Below are 20112 nucleotides of genomic sequence, written 5' to 3' on the forward strand. Positions count from 1 at the left end.
GCTCCCACAAAAGCGCGGCGCACAGCTGTGGGAGCAAGGCTTGCCCGCGAAGCTTTTGACCTTTAGCGGCGCACAACCGCCGGCTTGGGAACATAAGCGCAATATCCCGGCCGCGGGCCGATCTTCGGGTGATTGCGGCAAGTGTCCGGGCGCTGCTCGTAAACCGTGCAAAAGCGCGTCTTCTTGTCCAGGAACAAGCAGTCGTTGTTGCTCATGCGCTGCAAGGTGAAAATCCCCGACTTCTGATTGAAGCGCTCCACCACCCCATCTTTTTGCAAGCGCTTGGCGATGTTCTTCGGCGGGTCGCCGAGCTCGAACTCGTCCACCAGGCCCAGGCGCACCAGGTCCTTGACCTTGACTTCCACCGGCAGGGTGCAGCAGCTCGAAATACAGCCTCCGCACATATGGCTGGAGTATTTCTGCCAGGTATCCAGGCGGTCCAGCTCGGCGGCGGCGATCAGGTTCGATTTCATCAGGGGTTCTTCAGGTCGGTAACTAAGGCTATCGGGCGCGCGATGATACGCCCGCTGGTGAAAAAGTGAACAACCGCGCCACGAATTATTTCACCTTTAATCTGAAAAAAGAGCCGAACCGGCACCCCCGTGTTCTGTCGAACCGTCTAGTCTCAGGAATCGTCACGTTTAAAACTTTCCATTTGCCGAGGACGTACCAATGTCTCAGGAACCGCTCGCACGAGAGGTCGAGGTAGCCGAGTTTAGGGCTGCTGTACTCGCTAAACTCACATACGCGGTGGGCAAGGATCCCGATCACGCGTTCGACCACGACTGGTTCGAAGCCATTGCACTGGCCGCTCGGGACCACATGGTCGACCATTGGATGGACCACACCCGGCAGATCTACCGCAACAACCAGAAGCGGGTCTATTACCTCTCCCTCGAATTCCTCATCGGCCGCCTGCTGTTCGACAGCCTCAGCAACCTGGGCATCCTCGACATCGCGCGTGAAGCGCTGACCGAACTCGGCGTCGACCTGGAGCGCATCCGCCGCCTGGAGCCGGATGCAGCGCTGGGCAACGGCGGCCTCGGGCGCCTGGCGGCCTGCTTCATGGAAAGCATGTCGACCCTGGGCGTCGCCGCGCACGGTTACGGCATTCGTTACGAGCACGGTTTGTTCCGCCAGGCCATCGTTGACGGCTGGCAGCAGGAGCAGACCGAAAACTGGCTGGATTTCGGCAACCCTTGGGAGTTCGAGCGTCCTGAGGTGATCTACCCGATCAGCTTTGGCGGCCACGTCGAAACCGTGCCGGATGCGGCCGGTCAATCCAAGCAAGTCTGGTGGCCTGGCGAAACCGTGCGCGCCGTTGCCTACGACACCCCGGTGGTCGGCTGGAAGGGCGCCAGCGTCAACACTCTGCGCCTATGGCGGGCGCGGGCGATGGAGGAGTTGCACCTGGAGCGGTTCAACGCCGGTGACCACCTGGGCGCCGTTGCCGAAGTGGCCCGGGCCGAGAGCATCTCCCGCGTACTTTATCCTGCGGACAGCACCGAAGCCGGCCAGGAGCTGCGCCTGCGTCAGGAGTACTTCTTCGTCTCGGCGTCGCTGCAGGACTTGATGCGCCGCCACCTGAACATGCATGACACGCTGCTCAATCTGGCGGATTCCGCGGCCATCCAGCTCAACGATACCCATCCCTCGATCGCGGTGGCCGAGCTGATGCGCCTGCTGGTCGATCAGCACAATGTGCCGTGGGATGCGGCCTGGCGGATCACCGTCGCCACCCTGGCCTACACCAACCACACGCTGCTGCCCGAAGCGCTGGAAACCTGGCCGGTGGGCCTGATGGAGCGCCTGCTGCCGCGCCATATGCAGATCATCTACCTGATCAACGCCTACCATATCGACGACTTGCGGGCCAAAGGCATCGTCGACTTCGACGTGCTGCGCGAGGTCTCGCTGATCCAGGAAGACAACGGCCGTCGCGTGCGCATGGGCAACCTGGCGTTCCTCGGCTCGCACAGCATCAATGGCGTGTCCGGGCTGCACACCGAGCTGATGAAAAGCACGGTGTTCTCCGAACTCCACAAGCTGTACCCCGACCGTATCAACAACAAGACCAACGGCATCACCTTCCGCCGCTGGCTGTACCAGTCCAACCCGCAACTGACGGCCATGCTGATAGAGGCACTGGGCCCGCAGATTCTCGACTCCGCCGAGACCGGCCTGACCGCCCTGGAACCCTTCGCCGAGAAGCCCGAGTTTCGCAAGGCCTTCGCCGAACAGCGCCTGGTCAGCAAGAAAAAACTCGCGCGCATCATCCATGAGCGCCTGGGCATCGCCGTCAATCCCGAGGCGTTGTTCGACGTTCAGGTCAAGCGTATCCATGAGTACAAGCGCCAGTTGCTGAACCTGCTGCACACCGTGGCGCTGTACCAGGCCATCCGTGCCGAGCCGGGCACCAACTGGGTGCCGCGGGTCAAGATCTTCTCCGGCAAGGCGGCGGCCAGCTATCACCAGGCCAAGCTGATCATCAAACTCACCAACGACATCGCCCGGACGGTCAACAACGACCCGACCGTGCGCGGCTTGCTCAAGGTGGTGTTCCTGCCCAACTACAACGTGACCCTGGCCGAGAGCATCATTCCTGCGGCTGACTTGTCCGAGCAGATATCTACCGCCGGTTACGAGGCGTCGGGTACCAGCAACATGAAGTTCGGCCTCAACGGCGCACTGACGATCGGCACCATGGACGGCGCCAACGTGGAGATGTGCGAGTACGTGGGTGCCGAGCACATGTTCATCTTCGGCCTGACTTCGCAGCAGGTCGAAGAGCACAAGCAGCATGGCGACTTCAGTGCGCATTCGGTGGTGAGCGGCTCGCGTCGGTTGGACGATGTGTTGCAAGCGATCCGCGGCGGGGTGTTCTCGCCGGATGATCCGCAGCGCTATGTGGGGTTGGTGGACTCGCTGGTCAATTACGACCGCTTCCTGCTGTGCGCCGATTTCGACTCGTACTGGGATGCGCAGAAGAAGGTCGAAGACCTGTGGCACAACCCGACCCAGTGGTGGCGTTCGGCGGTACTCAACACCGCGCGCATGGGCTGGTTCTCGTCGGACCGCACGATCCGCGAATACGCGACCGAGATCTGGAAAGCGTTGAAGTGAACTGAGTGAAGAGAAGTCTGCCAAGGCCCCGCAATTGCGGGGCCTTGTCTGTATACTGCCCGGCGATTTGTGCGCGGGCTGCAGATGTTGATGGTGACTCTGACGGCGAAGAGGTCGGTGCAGGCGGCGCATCTCGGAAATTCAGATCAAGCAGGCCATTCAGGGATAGCGTATGCAGTTGATCTTGATGTTCATCGGGCTGCTGGTCGGCTTGGGGGTTGAAGCCTCCTTCACTTCGGCGCTGCTGGGGGCATTGACCGGGCTGGCGGCGGGGCAGGCCATACGCTTGGTCAAACTGGGCTATGAAACGCGCACCCAGCGGGCCTTGCTGGCGTCGATGCGCACCGCCCTTGAGGACGTCACGACTCGGCTGCAGCGGCTCGAGGCCCATCCGCAAGTGGCGAGCGAGGCCGTGCAGCAAGCGGTCGTGGCCCCGGTGGTAGCGACTGTAACGCCGCCACCGACGCAGGCGCCGTCATCCTGGTCGCCTACCGACGCCGAGCTGCCGGACGAGCTCAGTGGCAGTGGCTGGTATGCGTCCAGCGCCCCGGCCGAGCCTGCGAAATCCGCCAAGCCTCGCGCTCCCCAGGTTCCAGGCCTGTTCGCCAAGGCCATCGTCAGCGCGCGCCAATGGCTACTGGGCGGCAACACCGTGCTGCGCGTCGGCGTGGTACTGCTGTTCATCGGCCTGGCCTTCCTGTTGCGCTATGCCAGTGAAACTTATTCGATCCCCGTCGAAGCGCGCTACATCGCCGTGGCCCTGGTCGCGCTGCTGTTGCTGATCCTTGGCTGGCGACTCTTCCCGGCGCGCGCTCAATACGGCTTGATCCTGCAAGGTGCCGGCGTGGCGGTGCTGTACCTGACGATCTTCGCTGCGATGACCCTTGATCATCTGCTCGCGCCGTTGCTGGGCATGGCACTGATGGTCGGCATTGTCGTGCTGTCCGGCGTCCTGGCGGTGCTGCAGAACGCCATGTCGCTGGCCTGTGTCGCAGCCCTGGGCGGGTTTGCCGCGCCGATCCTGGCGTCGTCCGGCGGCGGCAGCCATGTCGGCCTGTTCACCTATTTCGCGATCCTCGACTGCGGCATTCTCGGTATCGCCTGGTTCAAGGCCTGGCGGCCGTTGAACCTGATCGGTTTCACCGGCACCTTCGCCATCGGTTTTGCGTGGGGCATGCGCAGTTATCAACCGGCGCTGTTCTGGAGCACCGAGGCCTTCCTGCTGTTGTTCTTCTGCATGTACTTGGCCGTTGGCCTCTTGTTCGCTCGCCAGCGCCTGCTCGAGGGCGCCCGGCAGGGCAGTCGTTTCGATGGTTACTACGTCGATGGCAGCCTGTTGTTCGGGCCGCCCTTGGCCGCATTCGGCTTGCAATGCGTATTGGTCAAGGACTTCGACCTGGCGATCGCATTCAGCGCCTTGGCCCTGGGCGCCTTGTACCTCGGCCTGGGTTGGGTCCTGCGTCGTCGTGACGGCGTGACGCTGCGGCTGTTGATCGACACCTGCCTGGCGATCGGCGTGATCTTCGCCAGCCTGGCCATTCCCTTGGCGGTGGATAACACCTGGACCTCTGCGGCTTGGGCGGTGGAAGGCGGCGGGCTGTTGTGGTTGGGCTTGCGTCAGCAGCGTTTGTTGATGCGCTGCTTCGCGATGTTGCTGCAACTGGGCGCGGCCATCGCCTATTTGCTGACCCTGGATTTCGGCGGGCGAAGCCTGTTCGACGGTTCGGTGCTGGGCGCGCTGCTGCTGGGTTGTGCACTGCTGTTCAATTTCTATCGCTTGCACCGCGCGGCCGACGGGCAGGTGCGCAACGGGGAGCGTTACGCTCTGCCGCTGTGGGCCTGTATGGGGCTGGGCTTTATCTATCTGATCTCGCCGTTGAGCTTCGACTATCAGGGCACTGTGGTCGGATGGGCGTTCAGCGGCCTGCTGACGGTATTGGCAGCCCTGCATCTGGCGCAGCGCCAAATCCCGCTGCCCTCCACAAGCCAGTGGGAGCTTGCTCTGCCCGCGAATGCCAGCCCACGCACCCTCGTTTACGCCACAGGTAGCGTATTGCTGTGCGGATGCCTGATCCAGATGTTTGCCGGCGGCCTGTTGCTGTTGTTCGGCCAAGGTCTGTGGGGGGATGTGATCAGTGATGGCTCGGCACCGTTCGCCCGAGGGGATTTCTGGGCGGCGTCGAGCCTGGCACTGGCCGCGATGCTGGCGGCCTGGGCGGTCCATCGCCAGGCACTGGCTGGCAACGTCGACTGGCGTCGAGTGCGCCACGGTCTGCTGGCCTGGGGGGCGCTGTGGTGGTGGCTGGGGTTCAGCAGCGAGATCCTGCGCACTGCGCCGGTCTGGTGTCAGAGCCTGCTGACGCTGGTAGTCCTGGCGCTCAGCGTGGCCTTGGGCGCGTTGCTGGCGCCGCGCTTGCGGTGGCCGGCGTTGGCGCATGTGTGTCTGGTGTTGATGCCGGTGGCGGCCCTTTACCTGGCAGTCGACGGGGTGTCGTCATCGGGGGCAAGCCCCCTCGTTACAGGGATGTTGGGGCTGGTGGTCTGGGTGTTGGTATTCGGGGCGCATTTTTTCAGCTTGCGGCGTTTGCAGCTTTTATTGCGCGGCTGGGCCGAGCAGGGCGCCCATGTGCTCGGTTGCTGGGTACTGATCGTGGTAGTGGCGTTGCAACTGCGCGGGGCGCTGCTGGTGCTTGCCGATCAACACAATGCTTGGCGCTGGTTGGGCTGGGCGTTGGCGCCGAGCCTGTATCTGCTGGCGATGGCAGCGCTGCGCCCATGGCCATGGCCGGTTTCGGCGTTGCCGCGCACCTATCGCTGGCTGGCGGCCTGGCCCGTGGCCGCGGTGCTGCTGGTGTGGTTCTGGCTGGCCAACCTGTTCAGCGATGGCGCGGCGCAACCGTTGCCGTACGTGCCGATCATCAATCCGCTGGAGTTGGCACTGCTGTTTGCGTTGCTGGCGCTGCTGCGCTGGAGCCGCGCGGGGCAAGCGCAGCAACGCTTGGCACCGCGCTGGCAGTGGTTGCTGGGTGCCTCGGCATTTGCCTTCGCCACTGCGGCTGTCATGCGCGCCGTGCACCATTGGGCCGGGGTGCCCTACGATGCCTCGGCGCTGCTGGAGTCGATGCGCGCGCAGGCTGCGCTGTCGATTCTGTGGACGGTGATCGCACTCGCGCTGATGGTCCATGGCTCGCGACGGCAGCGGCGCAGTATCTGGCTGGTCGGTGCCGCATTGATCGCCGTGGTGGTGGCCAAATTGTTCCTGGTCGAGCTGGGCAACCAGGGCGGCCTGGCGCGGATCATTTCGTTTATCGGTGTAGGCGCTCTGCTGTTGGTGATCGGTTATTTTGCGCCGCCGGTCACGCGTGAGAGTGCACACAAGGGGCAGCAAAATTGAGTGCAGGCATGGGCGTGAAGTGGTGGAGGCTGATGGGCGGCCTGATGGCAGCCTGGATGAGCCTGCAGGCCGTTGCGGATGTGGGCCAGGACAGCCCCAAGGCGGCTGATTTTAGCGTGCAGGTGCCGCTCGGCCTCAGTGGCGAGGGGCCTTGGTACCGGCTTGAATTACCCTTGGCGCTGCAGCTCAGTGCGCGGCGGTCCGACACCGAAGACCTGCGTGTTTTCGATGCGGGCGGCGAGCCGCAGGCCTTTGCGCTGTTCCGCCAGCAGCCGACGGCGCAATCGCGCTCCCAGGAAAACACCGTGCACTGGTTTCCTCTCTACGACAGCCGTGAGGCGCTCGGCAGCGCCCCCAGCGTCAAGGTGCAGATGGGCCAGGCTGGCGCTGTGGTCGATGTGATCTCGGCCAAGCCGGCAGATGCGGGCAAGCAGGTACTACGAGGTTGGTTGATCGACACCAGCGCCATCGCCCAGCCCCTCACGCGCCTGGCCCTGAACTGGGCAGGCGAACAGGATGGCTTTCAGCGTTTCAGTATCGAGGCCAGTGACGATCTGCAGCATTGGCAGCCCTGGGGTGAGGGTCAGGTAGCGCGGTTGTCGTTCGCCAACGAGCGCGTCGAGCAGCACGAGGTGACCTTGCCGGGGCGCCAGGCGCGTTATTTGCGGCTGCTGTGGCAGAGCCCGGTCACTGCACCGACGCTTAGCGTGGTGCAGGTGCTCAGCAGCGAGGTCCGCGCACTGGCGCCCGCCCTCAATTGGAGCGCGCCGCTGGCAGGTAGCGCCACGGGCCATACGGGCGAGTATGTGTGGCGGCTGCCGGCGCAGCTGGCGGTGGAACGGCTGAAACTGGATCTGGTGCAACCCAACACGCTGGCGCCGGTGGTGGTGTCGGGGCGCGGTGGGCCGACCGAGCCTTGGCGGCGGTTGCGCTCGGGGTTGTTCTATCGCCTCAGCCAAGGCGCACAGGAGAGCGTCGAGGACGAAATGCCGATGGCGGGTGAGCCGTTGCGCGAGGTGCAGATCAAGGTCGACGAGCGCGGAGGCGGCCTGGGCACTGATACGCCGACGCTGAGGGTGGCCGTGCGCGCCACCGAAGTGGTATTCCTGGCACGGGGCAAGGCGCCCTTTACCCTGGCGATCGGCAATGCTCTGGCGCAACCGGCCAGTCTGCCGTTGAACATTCTGCTGGCGGCCAACCCCAAGCCCCTGAGCGAGTTGGGCGTGGCGCGGCTGGCAGGTACGCCGATGATCGCCGGCGGCAACGATGTGGCGCCGGCGCCCGCGACCGACTGGAAACGGATCGCGCTGATCGCCGTGCTGCTGCTGGGCGTCGCGGTGCTGGCAGCCATGGCCCGCAGCTTGCTTGCAAAGCCGTCTTAGGACGTACTACAACTGCTGTGACCGGTGAACCTTGCACCCCGTAACCGGTCTCATTGCCGTATCCCTTCTCGACGGCTCGCGTGCGTTTGGCGCACCAGTGTAAACTGCGCGAGTTTTTCACCCCTACCCACCGGAGCCTTCCATGTCCCGCGTTACTTTAAGTCGCTATTTGATTGAGCAGACCCGCAGCAACAATACCCCTGCCGATCTGCGCTTCCTGATCGAAGTGGTGGCGCGTGCTTGCAAGGAAATCAGCCACGCCGTGTCCAAGGGCGCGCTGGGTGGTGTGCTGGGCAGCATGGGCACTGAAAACGTCCAGGGCGAAGTGCAGAAGAAGCTGGACGTGCTGTCCAACGACATCCTGCTCGAAGCCAACGAATGGGGCGGTCACCTGGCCGGCATGGCGTCCGAAGAAATGGACAACGCCTACCAGATCCCGGGCAAATACCCGAAGGGCGCGTACCTGCTGGTGTTCGACCCGCTGGACGGCTCGTCGAACATCGACATCAACGCCCCGGTCGGCACCATTTTCTCGGTGCTGCGTTGCCCCAACGAATACCTGAGCCAGAACGAAGCCCTCAACGAAAAGGCCTTCCTGCAGCCGGGCACCGAGCAGGTCGCCGCCGGTTACGCGATCTACGGCCCGCAGACCATGCTGGTGCTGACGCTGGGCAACGGCGTCAAGGGCTTCACTCTGGACCGCGAGATGGGCAGCTTCGTGCTCACTCACGAAGACATCACCATTCCCGAGTCCACTCAGGAGTTCGCCATCAACTCGTCGAACCAGCGCCATTGGGAAGCGCCGGTGCAGCGTTATGTCGACGAATTGCTGGCAGGCGAAGAAGGGCCGCTGAAAAAGAACTACAACATGCGCTGGGTGGCCGCGATGGTCGCCGACGTGCACCGCATCCTGACCCGCGGTGGCTTGTTCATGTACCCGCGCGACAGCCGCGAGCCGTCCAAACCGGGCAAGCTGCGCTTGATGTACGAAGCCAACCCGATGTCGTTCCTGGTCGAGCAGGCCGGCGGCGCGTCCACTGACGGCCACCGGCGCATTCTCGATATCCAGCCTGAAGGTCTGCACCAGCGCGTGGCGGTGTACCTGGGCTCGAAGGAAGAAGTCGAGCGTGTGACCAGTTACCACAAAGCAGGTTAAGCGATGCCCCTGTAGCGAGGGGGGCTCGCCCACTCGCTACAGGGAGGTTGCTTCAGATCCTGAAGCTGCCCACCAGATGCTTCAAGCGCGTGACCTGGCTTTCCAGGTCATTGCACGCCCGCAGCGTCGACTGCAGGTTTTCCACGCCTTCCTGGTTCAGGGTATTGATCTCGGTAATGTCGACGTTGATCGCCTCCACCACCGCAGTCTGCTCCTCGGTCGCCGTGGCCACCGACTGATTCATCCCGTCGATTTCCCCAATGCGTTGCGTCACGCTGCCCAGCCGTTCGCCGGCCTGGTTGGCGATGGTCATGCTCTGCTCGCTCTGCACCTGGCTCTCGTTCATGGTGCCCACCGCTTCGCGCGCGCCCACTTGCAACTCTTCGATTATCTTTTGCACCTGCTGCGCCGAATCCTGAGTGCGGTGCGCCAGATTGCGTACCTCGTCGGCCACCACGGCAAAGCCGCGCCCGGCTTCACCGGCTCGGGCGGCCTCGATGGCTGCGTTGAGGGCCAGCAGGTTGGTTTGCTGGGAGATCCCGCTGATCACTTCGAGAATCTGGCCGATGTTCACGGTGCTGGCGTTCAATGTCTCGATGTTGGCGCACGAAGCGCTGATGCGGTTGGACAGCTGGCCCATCACCGCGATGGTCTTGTCGACCACCTGTTGCCCTTCGGTGGCCAGGGTGCGCGCATCACTGGAGTGCTGTGAGGCCAGCGCGGCATTTTGCGCGATTTCCTGAGCGGCTGCGCCGAGTTCGTTGATCGCCGCAGCCACGCTGTTGGTGCGGTTGGCCTGCTGGTCGGAGTTGCTCATCGACGCGTTGGACGCGCTCACTACCCGTAGCGCGACTTCGCCGACCTGCACGGTGGCCGACGACACCTCGCGGATCGATTCATGGATACGTTCGACAAAGCGGTTGAACGAGGTCCCCAAGGTGCCGAACTCGTCCTGGGCGTGGATGGTCAGGCGCTTGGTCAGGTCGCCCTGGCCCTCGGCGATGTCATGCATGGCGCGGCCCATCACGTGCAGGGGTTCCATCAACACGCGGATCAACAGCCCCAGCAGGGCGATGATGATCACCATGGCGATCACGGTCGCCACCAACGCTGAAGTGCGAAAATCGCTGAGCATCGAGTAGGCGGCGTCGCGGTCCAGTACCAGCGCCACGTACCAGTTGGCCGAGGGGATGCCCTTGACCGGCGTGAAGGAGATGAACTGCGTCTTGCCGTCGGCCTGCACTTCCTTGAGCCCGGTGCTGATCACGGGGGCGCCGTTGGGGTAGGCGTCGGTCAGGGACTTGAGCACCAGCTTGGCGTCCGGATGGACGAGGATCTTGCCAGCACTGCTGACGATGAACGCGTGGCCGTGACCGTTGAAGTTCAGCGAGTTGATGATGTCGCTGATGCTGGTCAGGTCGATGTCCGCGCCGGCGACGCCGAGGAAGGCGCCATTGTGCTGGACCGGCGAGGCGATGGTGACTACCAGCTTGCCCGACGAGGCAGCGATGTAGGGTTCGGTCACCACGGTCTGTTGGGCAGCGCTGGCGGCCTTGTACCAGCCACGGGCGCGCGGGTCGTAGTCGGCCGGACGATTGCCCGCCGGCACCGAGAACATCACGCCATCCTGGCCGCCGAAGTAGCTGAGCTGGAAGTTGCTGGCATAGGCGGGCAGGCCGACGATGCGCTTGAGGCTGTCGCTACTGTTGCCATCGACCGCGACCTGCTGGCCCATGGACTGCAGCAACTGAATGCGGCTTTCGAGCCAGGTCTGGATGTTGCTGGTGGTCAAGGTGCCGAGCTCTTGCATCGACGACTCGGTGTTGGCGTGCAGGGTCTGGCGTTGCCGGTAGTCGTTGAACAGGATGAAACCGGCAAATGCCAAGGCAACGATCAACGCCGCGGCGATGAGGATTTTGTGGCTGAATTTCAGGGTTCTGGTCATGGGTGCAATCGCAAGGGTTTTGTTCGGAAGTGTCTCTCGGACGGACACCGTGCACGGGATGTCGGCGGCGTTGGGCAAAAGATTAATCGGACTGGGCAGTCAGTCGCCCAACGGTGTGGCCGCTGGCCTCTTCGCGGGCAAGCCTTGCTCCCACAGGTGTACGACTCAAGAACTGCCAACCCTGTGGGAGCAAGGCTTGCCCGAAGAGGCCGGCCCGGCTTGCGATGATTCAGAGGCCCGTCCCACAAAGAAACCCGCACCACGCCGGAACCCGGTCATACTTTGCTCTTCTAACCAGCAGTCTGATCGCTCGGCGATCGTCCCTGTCCAGGAGCACTACCCATGTCCTTGCGTTCCCTCGCGCTGTTGTCGTTGTGCGTGTTGTTGACGGCCTGCAACAAGATCAACCAGGAGAATTACTCGAAGATTCACGCCGGCATGAGCAAGGCCGAGGTCGAACAGTTGCTCGGCACTGCCACCGATTGCTCGGGCGCACTGGGCATGTCCAGCTGCACCTGGGGCAACAAGGACGCCTTTATCAGTGTTCAGTATGCCGGTGACAAAGTAGTGATCTATTCGGGGCAGGGTTTGAAATGAAACGTTTGACACTGATGTGCTCTGCGGCCTTGGCTGCGCTGACCGTCTTGCTCATGGCCGGTTGCGCGCACACCGCTACTACCGACCTGCAGCCTCATACCGTGGGCAATCTTGACCTCAAGCGCTATCAGGGCACCTGGTACGAGATCGCGCGCCTGCCGATGTTCTTTCAGCGTAACTGCGCGCAGTCCGAAGCGCATTACAGCCTCAAGGCCGATGGCAACGTTGGCGTCGTGAACCGTTGTCGGACGGCTTCGGGCGAATGGGAGGAGGCGACCGGCACCGCGTCGCCGCAAGTGCCGGGCAAGACCGACAAGCTGTGGGTCGTGTTCGATAACTGGTTCTCGAAGCTGCTGCCGGGCGTCGCCAAGGGCGATTACTGGGTGCTGTACGTGGGCGACGGCTACAAGACCGCAGTAGTCGGCAACCCGGATCGCAAGTATCTGTGGCTGCTGTCGCGTACGCCGACGGTGTCCGAGCGCGTGCGCGAAGAGCTGCTGGCCAAGGCGCAGCAGCAGGGGTATGACACCACTCGGCTGATCTGGCGTACGGCGGACAAGGATATTGCCAGCAGGCCTTGAATCGTCCTTGTAGCGAGGGGGCAAGCCCCTCGCTACAGTGGGATGTTCACCCCAACAACTCGCGCAGCACCTTGACGAACGCCCGGCTGCTCTCGGCCTCGTCGGCATGCCGACCGTCCTGCACCACCCAGCGGCCGTTGACCATCACATCCCGTACCTGGCGATCACCGCCGGCGAACAGCCAGCGGTTGAGCACGCCATCCCCGCTGGCGGTGGCCAGGTAAGGATCGTCGCCATCCAGCACCAGCCAGTCGGCCCGATGCCTCGGTGCCAGGGCACCGACAGGCTGCCCCATCGCTTGAGCGCCACCCTTGAGCGCCGCGTCGTACAGTGTGCGGCCGACCATCGGTTGCTGCGCGCCATACAGGCGATTACGTCGCTGATCGCGCAAGCGCTGCCCGTACTCCAGCCAGCGCAACTCCTCGACCACGCTCAACGACACGTGGCTGTCCGAGCCGATACCCATGCGCCCGCCTTGGGCCAGGTAGTCCACGGCCGGGAAGATGCCGTCGCCCAGGTTGGCCTCGGTGGTCAGGCATAGCCCCGCAACGGCGCCGCTGCGCGCCATCTGGCTGACTTCGCCGGCATCGGCGTGGGTGGCATGCACCAGGCACCAGCGTGGATCGACGGCGACGTTCTCGTACAGCCACTGCAGCGGTCGGCGCCCACTCCAGGCCAGGCAGTCGTCGACTTCCTTCTGTTGCTCGGCGATGTGGATGTGCACCGGGCACTGTTTGTCGCTGGCTGCCAGCACCTGTTCGATCTGCTGCGGCGTTACCGCGCGCAAGGAGTGAAAGCACAGCCCGAGGGTTTGTGCCGGCTGCTGCGCCAGCAAGGGCGCCAAGCGTTGCTGCAGGCTCAGGTACTGCTCGGTACTGTTGATGAAGCGCCGTTGGCCGTCGTTGGGTGTCTGGCCGCCGAAGCCGGAGTGGCTGTACAGCACCGGCAGCAAGGTCAGGCCGATCCCGGCGGCGCTGGCGGCGTGGCTGATGCGCCCGGCCAGCTCGGTGGGGTCGGCATAGGGGCGGCCATCGGTGTCGTGATGCACATAGTGAAACTCGGCGACGCTGGTATAGCCCGCCTTGAGCATCTCGATGTACAGCTGCCGCGCGATCACGCCCAGTTGCTCGGGGCTGATCTGCCCGACCAGGCGATACATCAAATCGCGCCAGGTCCAGAAGCTGTCGTTGGGGTTGCCCGCCACTTCCGCCAGCCCGGCCATGGCGCGCTGAAAGGCATGGGAGTGCAGGTTGGGCATGCCCGCCAGCAGCGGCCCGCGCAAGCGCTGTGCGCCCTCTGCGCTGGCATCGGCCTGCACCGTGCTCAACATGCCTTGGGTGTCGACTTGCAAGCGGACATTGCTCGCCCAGCCGTCAGGCAAAAGGGCACGTTCGGCGAAGTAAACCGGCATGGTCAGGCGCTCATCGGGGTATTTGTCTATACATATACAGACCTTTGCCTGCTCGGTAAACTCCGGCAAGCTACGCACATTCACTGAGCAGGGATTTCTTGTGCCGACTCCACCCGCCGTTCCCAACCTGGCCTCGCAGATGGGCGACAGTCCCGCGCCGTTGTACGCGCGGGTCAAACACATGATCACCCAGCAGATCCAGAATGGCACCTGGCCGCCGCATCACCGCGTGCCGTCGGAGAGCGAACTGGTCACCCAGTTGGGCTTCAGCCGCATGACCATCAACCGCGCTCTGCGCGAGATGACCGCCGACGGCCTGCTGGTGCGCATGCAGGGTGTAGGCACCTTCGTTGCCGAGCCGAAGAGCCAGTCAGCGCTGTTCGAAGTGCACAACATCGCCGACGAGATCGCAGCCCGCGGCCATCGTCACAGTTGCAAAGTGGTGTTGCTCAACGAAGAGGCCGCCGGTGCCGAGCGTGCCTTGGCGCTGGATTTGCGTGAAGGGCAGCGGGTCTTTCACTCGATCATCGTGCATTACGAGAACGACATCGCTGTGCAGATCGAAGACCGCTACGTCAACGCCCTGGTGGCGCCGAACTATCTGCAGCAAGATTTCCTCGTGCAGACGCCTTACGCCTATCTCAATGCGGTGGCGCCCCTGACCGAGGGCGAGCACGTGGTCGAGGCGATTCTCGCCGAGCCGCAGGAATGCGAGCTGCTGCAGATTCCGGCCAGTGAGCCGTGCCTGATGATCCGCCGGCGTACCTGGTCGGGGCGCCAGGCCGTCACGGCCGCACGCTTGATCCACCCCGGCTCGCGTCATCGCCTGGAGGGGCGTTTCAGCAAATGAGCGACTTGAAGATCCTGCGCGCCACTCACTATCCGCGCATGCCATGGAAGAACGGCGGCGGCAGCACCGAAGAAATCGCCCGCGACGATGCCGCCGCGGGTGCCGCGCTCGATGGTTTCGGCTGGCGGGTGTCGATCGCCGATATCAGCGCTTCGGGGGATTTTTCGCGCTTTGCCGGCTACCAGCGGATCATCACCGTGCTGCAGGGCGATGGCATGGTCTTGCGCGTCGATGGCAAGGACAGTCGCCCGTTGCTGCCTTTCGATGCGTTTGCGTTCAGTGGCGACAGCGAGGTGTCCAGCGAGCTGCTGGGCGGGACGATCCGCGATTTCAATCTGATCTATTCGCCGCAGCGCTTCAGGGCGCGGTTGCAGTGGTTCGACGGCATCCTGCCGGCGACACTGTTCACCTCGGCGGATACGGCGCTGGTGTTCAGCGCATGCGACGACCTGCAAGTGCGAATCGCCGGGCATGGGGCGCAGATGTTGGGGATCTATGACAGTGTGCAACTGAGTATTCAGGGCCAACTGGTGAAGGTAGGACTGGCGGGGCGTTGCTGTGTGATCGAGTTGACTGCGGTTTGAGTTCTGCCTGCTGAATTTGCATGGGCAATGAAGGCGTCTTCGCGGGCAAGCCCTGCTCCCACAGGTGTGCGGCGATCCATTGTGGGAGCAAGGCTTGCCCGCGAAGACGCCGGTACAGTCAACCCAGTTCCCTATGCCCCAACATGTTACCCAACGCCTCATCCTGGGGCGTATTCATCCTCCGGTAACGCTCACCCGTAATCCCGTCTACGCTCTCCAAGCCCCGGTTCTGCTGCGCCGCGCGCAGAAAATCCAAACTTGGCAATTCAATTGCATATGCTTGTACATACAAGTAAATATGTGTCCCTCGAATTGCAGGAGCCCACCATGTCCGACGCCCAACGCCCCACCCGTTTTCGCGATGTCGAAATCCGTGCTGCACGCGGTACCACGCTGACCGCCAAGAGCTGGCTGACCGAAGCGCCGCTACGCATGCTGATGAACAATCTCGACCCGCAAGTGGCCGAAAACCCCAAGGAGCTGGTGGTGTACGGCGGCATCGGGCGGGCGGCGCGCAACTGGGAGTGCTACGACAAGATCGTCGAGAGCCTCACCCATCTGAATGACGACGAGACCCTGCTGGTGCAATCCGGCAAGCCGGTCGGCGTGTTCAAGACCCACACCAACGCACCGCGGGTACTGATCGCCAACTCCAACCTGGTGCCGCACTGGGCCAACTGGGAACACTTCAACGAACTGGATGCCAAGGGCCTGGCCATGTACGGCCAGATGACCGCCGGCAGCTGGATCTACATCGGCAGCCAGGGCATCGTCCAGGGCACCTACGAAACCTTCGTCGAAGCTGGTCGCCAGCATTACGGCGGCGACCTCACCGGCAAGTGGGTGCTGACCGCCGGCCTGGGCGGCATGGGCGGCGCGCAACCGCTGGCCGCTGCCATGGCCGGGGCCAGCTCGCTGAATATCGAATGCCAGCAGAGCCGCATCGACTTCCGCCTGGCCAGCCGTTATGTCGACGAGCAAGCCAGTGACCTGGACGATGCTCTGGCGCGTATCGCCAAGTACACCGCTGAAGGCAAGGCCGTCTCCATCGCGCTGCTCGGCAATGCCGCCGAGATCCTCCCGGAGCTGGTCAAGCGCGGCGTGCGCCCGGACATGGTCACCGACCAGACCAGCGCCCACGATCCGCTCAATGGCTACCTGCCCAAGGGCTGGACCTGGGACGAATACCGTGCCCGCGCACTGACCGAGCCCGCGGCGGTGGTCAAGGCCGCCAAGCAGTCCATGGCCGAGCATGTCGAGGCCATGCTGGCCTTCCAGAAAGCCGGCGTGCCGACCTTCGACTACGGCAACAACATTCGTCAGATGGCGCAGGACGAGGGCGTCACGAATGCCTTCGACTTCCCCGGCTTCGTGCCGGCCTACATCCGCCCGCTGTTCTGCCGCGGCGTCGGCCCGTTCCGTTGGGCGGCGCTGTCGGGCGATGCCGAAGACATCTACAAGACCGACGCCAAGGTCAAGCAGCTGATCGCCGACGACGCGCACCTGCACCATTGGCTGGACATGGCCCGCGAGCGCATCAGCTTTCAGGGCTTGCCGGCGCGTATCTGCTGGGTCGGCCTGGGCCAGCGCGCCAAGCTCGGCCTCGCGTTCAACGAGATGGTGCGCAGCGGCGAGCTGTCGGCGCCGGTGGTGATCGGCCGTGACCACCTCGATTCCGGCTCGGTGTCGAGCCCGAATCGGGAAACCGAATCGATGCAGGATGGCTCCGATGCCGTGTCCGACTGGCCGCTGCTCAACGCCTTGCTCAATACCGCCAGTGGCGCGACCTGGGTGTCGTTGCACCACGGCGGCGGTGTCGGCATGGGCTTCTCTCAGCACTCGGGGATGGTGATCGTCTGCGACGGTACCGACGAGGCCGCCGAGCGCATCGCCCGGGTGCTGCACAACGATCCCGCCACCGGGGTGATGCGCCATGCCGATGCCGGTTACCAGATCGCCATCGACTGCGCCAATGAGCAGGGGCTGAATCTGCCGATGATCACCGGTTGAGATTTGTGCCCGGCATGCCGGCCGCTTTGCGAGCACGCTTTGCGCCACAGAGGTTCACCGTCCTGTGGAGCAAAGCGTGCTCGCGAAGCGGCCATCAGCAACAACGCAGTTCCCACAGTCAGCACAACGGTGTTTCATGAGGTCTGAGCCTATGCCAACCTGATCGAGATCCGCCTATGTTCCCGGACCGCTTCACCTTCTCCATCGCCGACTGGGTCAACGACGCAGTCGACGCCCTGGTCGGCCGCTACGGCGATGTGTTTCGGCACATCTCCGACACCCTGCTGTGGGCGATCGTCAAGCTTGAAGCCGTGCTGCAACAGACGCCCTGGTGGCTGATGCTGATCATCGTCGGCCTGGTCACCTGGCACGCCACGCGCAAGGTATTCACTGCCGTGCTGATGGTCGCGCTGCTGTTCCTGGTGGGCGCAGTGGGGCTTTGGGACAAACTCATGCAGACCCTGGCGCTGATGGTGGTGGCCACCCTGATGTCGGTGATCATCGGCATTCCACTGGGTATTCTGTGCGCGCGCAGCAATCGCCTGCGCGCGGTGTTGATGCCGTTGCTCGACATCATGCAGACGCTGCCCAGCTTCGTGTACCTGATCCCGGTGCTGATGTTGTTCGGCCTGGGCAAGGTGCCGGCGATCTTCGCCACGGTGATCTACGCCGTGCCGCCGCTGATCCGCCTGACCGACCTGGGCATCCGCCAGGTCGATCGCGAGGTCATGGAGGCGGCCAACGCGTTTGGCGCCAACCGCTGGCAACAGTTGTTCGGGGTGCAGTTGCCGCTGGCGTTGCCGAGCATCATGGCCGGCATCAACCAGACCACCATGATGGCCCTGTCGATGGTGGTGATCGCCTCGATGATTGGCGCTCGCGGCTTGGGCGAAGATGTGCTGGTGGGCATTCAGACGTTGAACATCGGCCGAGGGCTGGAGGCCGGGCTGGCCATCGTTATCCTTGCCGTGGTCATCGACCGCATCACCCAGGCCTACGGTCGTCCACGTCGCGGGGGCACGGTATGACTACGCCTAGAATCGAGCTGCGCAACGTCTACAAGATCTTCGGCAACCGTGAGCGTCAGGCGCTGGAGCTGATCCGCAGTGGCCAGAGCAAGGAGCAGGTGCTGGCCGCCACGGGCTGTGTGGTGGGGGTCAACGACTTGTCGCTGACGGTCAACGCCGGGGAGATTTTCGTCATCATGGGGCTGTCGGGTTCCGGCAAGTCGACCCTGGTGCGCCATATCAACCGGCTGATCGACCCCAGCAGCGGCGCCATCCTCATCGATGGCCAGAACGTGCTCGACTTCGATATGGCACAACTGCGCGATCTGCGCCGCCACCGCATCAGCATGGTGTTCCAGAGTTTCGGCCTGCTGCCGCACCGCACCGTGCTCGAGAACGTCGCCTACGGCCTCAAGGTGCGCGGCGAGAGCAAGGCCCATTGCCGCGAGCGTGCCCAGCACTGGGTGGCGGCCGTCGGTCTGCAGGGCTATGAACACAAGTGGCCCGAGCAGTTGTCTGGCGGCATGCGCCAGCGCGTCGGGCTGGCGCGGGCGTTGGCGGCGGATACCGACATCATCCTGATGGACGAGGCCTTCAGCGCCCTCGATCCGTTGATCCGTGCCGAAATGCAGGACCAGTTGCTGACCCTGCAAGGCACCTTGCACAAGACCATCGTATTCATCACTCACGACCTCGACGAGGCCGTGCGCCTGGGCAACCGCATTGCCATCCTCAAGGATGGCCGGTTGATCCAGGTCGGCACGCCGAGGGACATTCTGCAGGCGCCTGCCGACGACTATGTCGATCGCTTCGTGCAGCGCCGGACCGCGACGTTTTGAGGGCTTGCTCAGATGCATAAGAGGATTTGGCAGAACTGCCATGCCGCCACCATGGTGGGCGGCACTTATTCGATCATCGAGGACGCGGCCATCGTTACCGTCGGCGAGCGTATCGACTGGATCGGCCCGCGCAACGAGATCCTGGCCCAGCAGGGCGCCGAGGTTATCGACCTGGGCGGCGCCTGGGTCACTCCGGGGCTGATCGACTGCCACACCCACACGGTGTTCGGCGGTAACCGCAGCGGCGAGTTCGAGCAGCGCCTGCAAGGGGTCAGCTATGCCGAGATCGCTGCGGCAGGTGGCGGCATCGCCAGCACCGTGCGGGCCACCCGTGCGGCCAGCGAGGACCAGTTGTTCGCCAGTGCCCGGCAGCGTCTGGATGCGCTACGCCGCGACGGCGTGACCACGGTGGAGATCAAATCCGGTTACGGCCTTGATCTGGCCAACGAAGCAAAGATGCTGCGCGTGGCGCGGCGCCTGGGCGCTGAATTGCCGGTGACCGTGCGCGCCACCTGCCTGGCGGCACACGCGCTGCCGCCGGAATACCTTGAGCGCGCCGATGACTATATCGCTCATATCTGCGACGAAATGCTGCCCGCGCTGGCCGCCGAAGGGCTGGTGGACGCGGTGGACGCCTTTTGCGAGTACCTGGCGTTTTCGCCCGCGCAGGTCGAGCGGGTGTTCATCAAGGCCCAGGCGCTGGGGCTGCCGGTCAAGTTGCACGCCGAGCAGTTGTCGTCGCTGGCCGGCTCCACGTTGGCGGCGCGCTATCAGGCGCTGTCGGCCGACCACCTGGAGTTCATGACCGAAGCCGACGCCATCGCCATGGCTGCCAGTGGTACGGTGGCTGTGCTGTTGCCAGGAGCCTTCTACTTTTTGCGCGAGACCCAGCTGCCACCCATGGATGCCCTGCGCGCGCACGGCGTTGCAATCGCCATCGCCAGCGATCTCAACCCGGGCACCTCGCCGGGGTTGTCGTTACGGCTGATGCTCAACATGGCCTGCACGCTGTTCCGCATGACCCCGGAGGAGGCCCTGGCCGGGGTCACCGTGCACGCCGCCAACGCCTTAGGCTTGCAGGCCAGTCATGGTTCGCTGGAGGCGGGCAAGGTCGCCGACTTCGTCGCCTGGAACATCGAACGCCCTGCCGACCTGGCCTACTGGCTGGGCGGGGACCTGGGCAAGCGGGTCGTGCGACATGGCCTTGAAGTGACTTTTTGAGCAGGAGAACAC

General features: G+C 63.8%; 15 protein-coding genes. 12 read left to right on the forward strand and 3 right to left on the reverse strand.

Annotation, left to right across the window (positions count from 1 at the left end; translation table 11 throughout):
- Window positions 1–62: 62 nt before the first annotated feature.
- On the reverse strand, window positions 63–473 hold the full coding sequence (locus LIX93_RS11485) for a YkgJ family cysteine cluster protein (protein WP_226504156.1): 411 nt from the start codon (window positions 471–473) through the stop codon (window positions 63–65).
- Between the two features lie 199 nt (window positions 474–672).
- Between LIX93_RS11485 and LIX93_RS11490 the strand changes: the two genes are divergently transcribed.
- From LIX93_RS11490 to LIX93_RS11505, 4 genes are all read left to right on the forward strand, one after another.
- Window positions 673–3123 (forward strand): glycogen/starch/alpha-glucan phosphorylase, encoded by a 2451-nt coding sequence (locus LIX93_RS11490; RefSeq protein WP_226504157.1) that lies wholly within the window; start codon window positions 673–675, stop codon window positions 3121–3123.
- A gap of 172 nt (window positions 3124–3295) precedes the next feature.
- Window positions 3296–6517, forward strand: a complete 3222-nt coding sequence (locus LIX93_RS11495) for a DUF2339 domain-containing protein (RefSeq protein WP_226504158.1) — start codon at window positions 3296–3298, stop codon at window positions 6515–6517.
- 8 nt (window positions 6518–6525) lie between these two features.
- Window positions 6526–7899 (forward strand): DUF3999 domain-containing protein, encoded by a 1374-nt coding sequence (locus LIX93_RS11500; RefSeq protein ID WP_226504159.1) that lies wholly within the window; start codon window positions 6526–6528, stop codon window positions 7897–7899.
- A gap of 142 nt (window positions 7900–8041) precedes the next feature.
- A complete protein-coding gene (locus tag LIX93_RS11505; RefSeq protein WP_226504160.1) occupies window positions 8042–9055 on the forward strand; it encodes a class 1 fructose-bisphosphatase in 1014 nt (337 codons plus the stop codon).
- Between the two features lie 52 nt (window positions 9056–9107).
- On the opposite strand, the gene LIX93_RS11510 is transcribed toward LIX93_RS11505, so the two are convergent.
- The gene (locus LIX93_RS11510; protein ID WP_226504161.1) at window positions 9108–11000 is read right to left on the reverse strand and encodes a methyl-accepting chemotaxis protein; all 1893 of its coding nucleotides are present in this window, start codon (window positions 10998–11000) and stop codon (window positions 9108–9110) included.
- Between the two features lie 342 nt (window positions 11001–11342).
- On the opposite strand from LIX93_RS11510, the gene LIX93_RS11515 reads away from it, so the two are divergent.
- Together LIX93_RS11515 and LIX93_RS11520 are read left to right on the forward strand one after the other, a co-directional pair.
- On the forward strand, window positions 11343–11597 hold the full coding sequence (locus tag LIX93_RS11515; RefSeq protein ID WP_226504162.1) for an outer membrane protein assembly factor BamE: 255 nt from the start codon (window positions 11343–11345) through the stop codon (window positions 11595–11597).
- Window positions 11598–11611: 14 nt separating this feature from the next.
- Window positions 11612–12178: a lipocalin family protein gene (locus LIX93_RS11520; RefSeq protein WP_226504454.1), complete on the forward strand. Its 567-nt coding sequence runs from the start codon at window positions 11612–11614 to the stop codon at window positions 12176–12178.
- 46 nt (window positions 12179–12224) lie between these two features.
- On the opposite strand, the gene LIX93_RS11525 is transcribed toward LIX93_RS11520, so the two are convergent.
- Window positions 12225–13589 (reverse strand): formimidoylglutamate deiminase, encoded by a 1365-nt coding sequence (locus LIX93_RS11525; RefSeq protein WP_226504455.1) that lies wholly within the window; start codon window positions 13587–13589, stop codon window positions 12225–12227.
- A gap of 139 nt (window positions 13590–13728) precedes the next feature.
- Between LIX93_RS11525 and hutC the strand changes: the two genes are divergently transcribed.
- The 6 genes from hutC (at window position 13729) to hutI (ending at window position 20100) form a co-directional block, all read left to right on the forward strand.
- On the forward strand, window positions 13729–14439 hold the full coding sequence (hutC, locus tag LIX93_RS11530; RefSeq protein WP_226504456.1) for a histidine utilization repressor: 711 nt from the start codon (window positions 13729–13731) through the stop codon (window positions 14437–14439).
- Window positions 14436–15023 (forward strand): HutD family protein, encoded by a 588-nt coding sequence (locus tag LIX93_RS11535; RefSeq protein ID WP_226504163.1) that lies wholly within the window; start codon window positions 14436–14438, stop codon window positions 15021–15023. Before hutC ends, LIX93_RS11535 begins: the two co-directional genes overlap by 4 nt.
- Before the next feature lie 327 nt (window positions 15024–15350).
- Window positions 15351–17033 carry a urocanate hydratase gene (gene hutU / locus LIX93_RS11540; protein WP_226504164.1) on the forward strand — a complete coding sequence of 561 codons (1683 nt, stop codon included), beginning with the start codon at window positions 15351–15353 and terminating at the stop codon, window positions 17031–17033.
- 176 nt (window positions 17034–17209) lie between these two features.
- Window positions 17210–18061: a proline/glycine betaine ABC transporter permease gene (locus LIX93_RS11545; protein WP_226504165.1), complete on the forward strand. Its 852-nt coding sequence runs from the start codon at window positions 17210–17212 to the stop codon at window positions 18059–18061.
- On the forward strand, window positions 18058–18879 hold the full coding sequence (locus tag LIX93_RS11550; RefSeq protein ID WP_226504166.1) for a glycine betaine/L-proline ABC transporter ATP-binding protein: 822 nt from the start codon (window positions 18058–18060) through the stop codon (window positions 18877–18879). The genes LIX93_RS11545 and LIX93_RS11550 overlap by 4 nt, the downstream gene beginning before the upstream one ends.
- Window positions 18880–18891: 12 nt before the next feature.
- Entirely contained in the window at window positions 18892–20100 is a 1209-nt protein-coding gene (gene hutI, locus LIX93_RS11555; RefSeq protein WP_226504167.1) for an imidazolonepropionase, read from the forward strand.
- Window positions 20101–20112 lie beyond the last annotated feature (12 nt).

The sequence above is a fragment of the Pseudomonas sp. MWU16-30317 genome, assembly GCF_020515695.1.
Taxonomy (GTDB): Bacteria; Pseudomonadota; Gammaproteobacteria; order Pseudomonadales; family Pseudomonadaceae; genus Aquipseudomonas.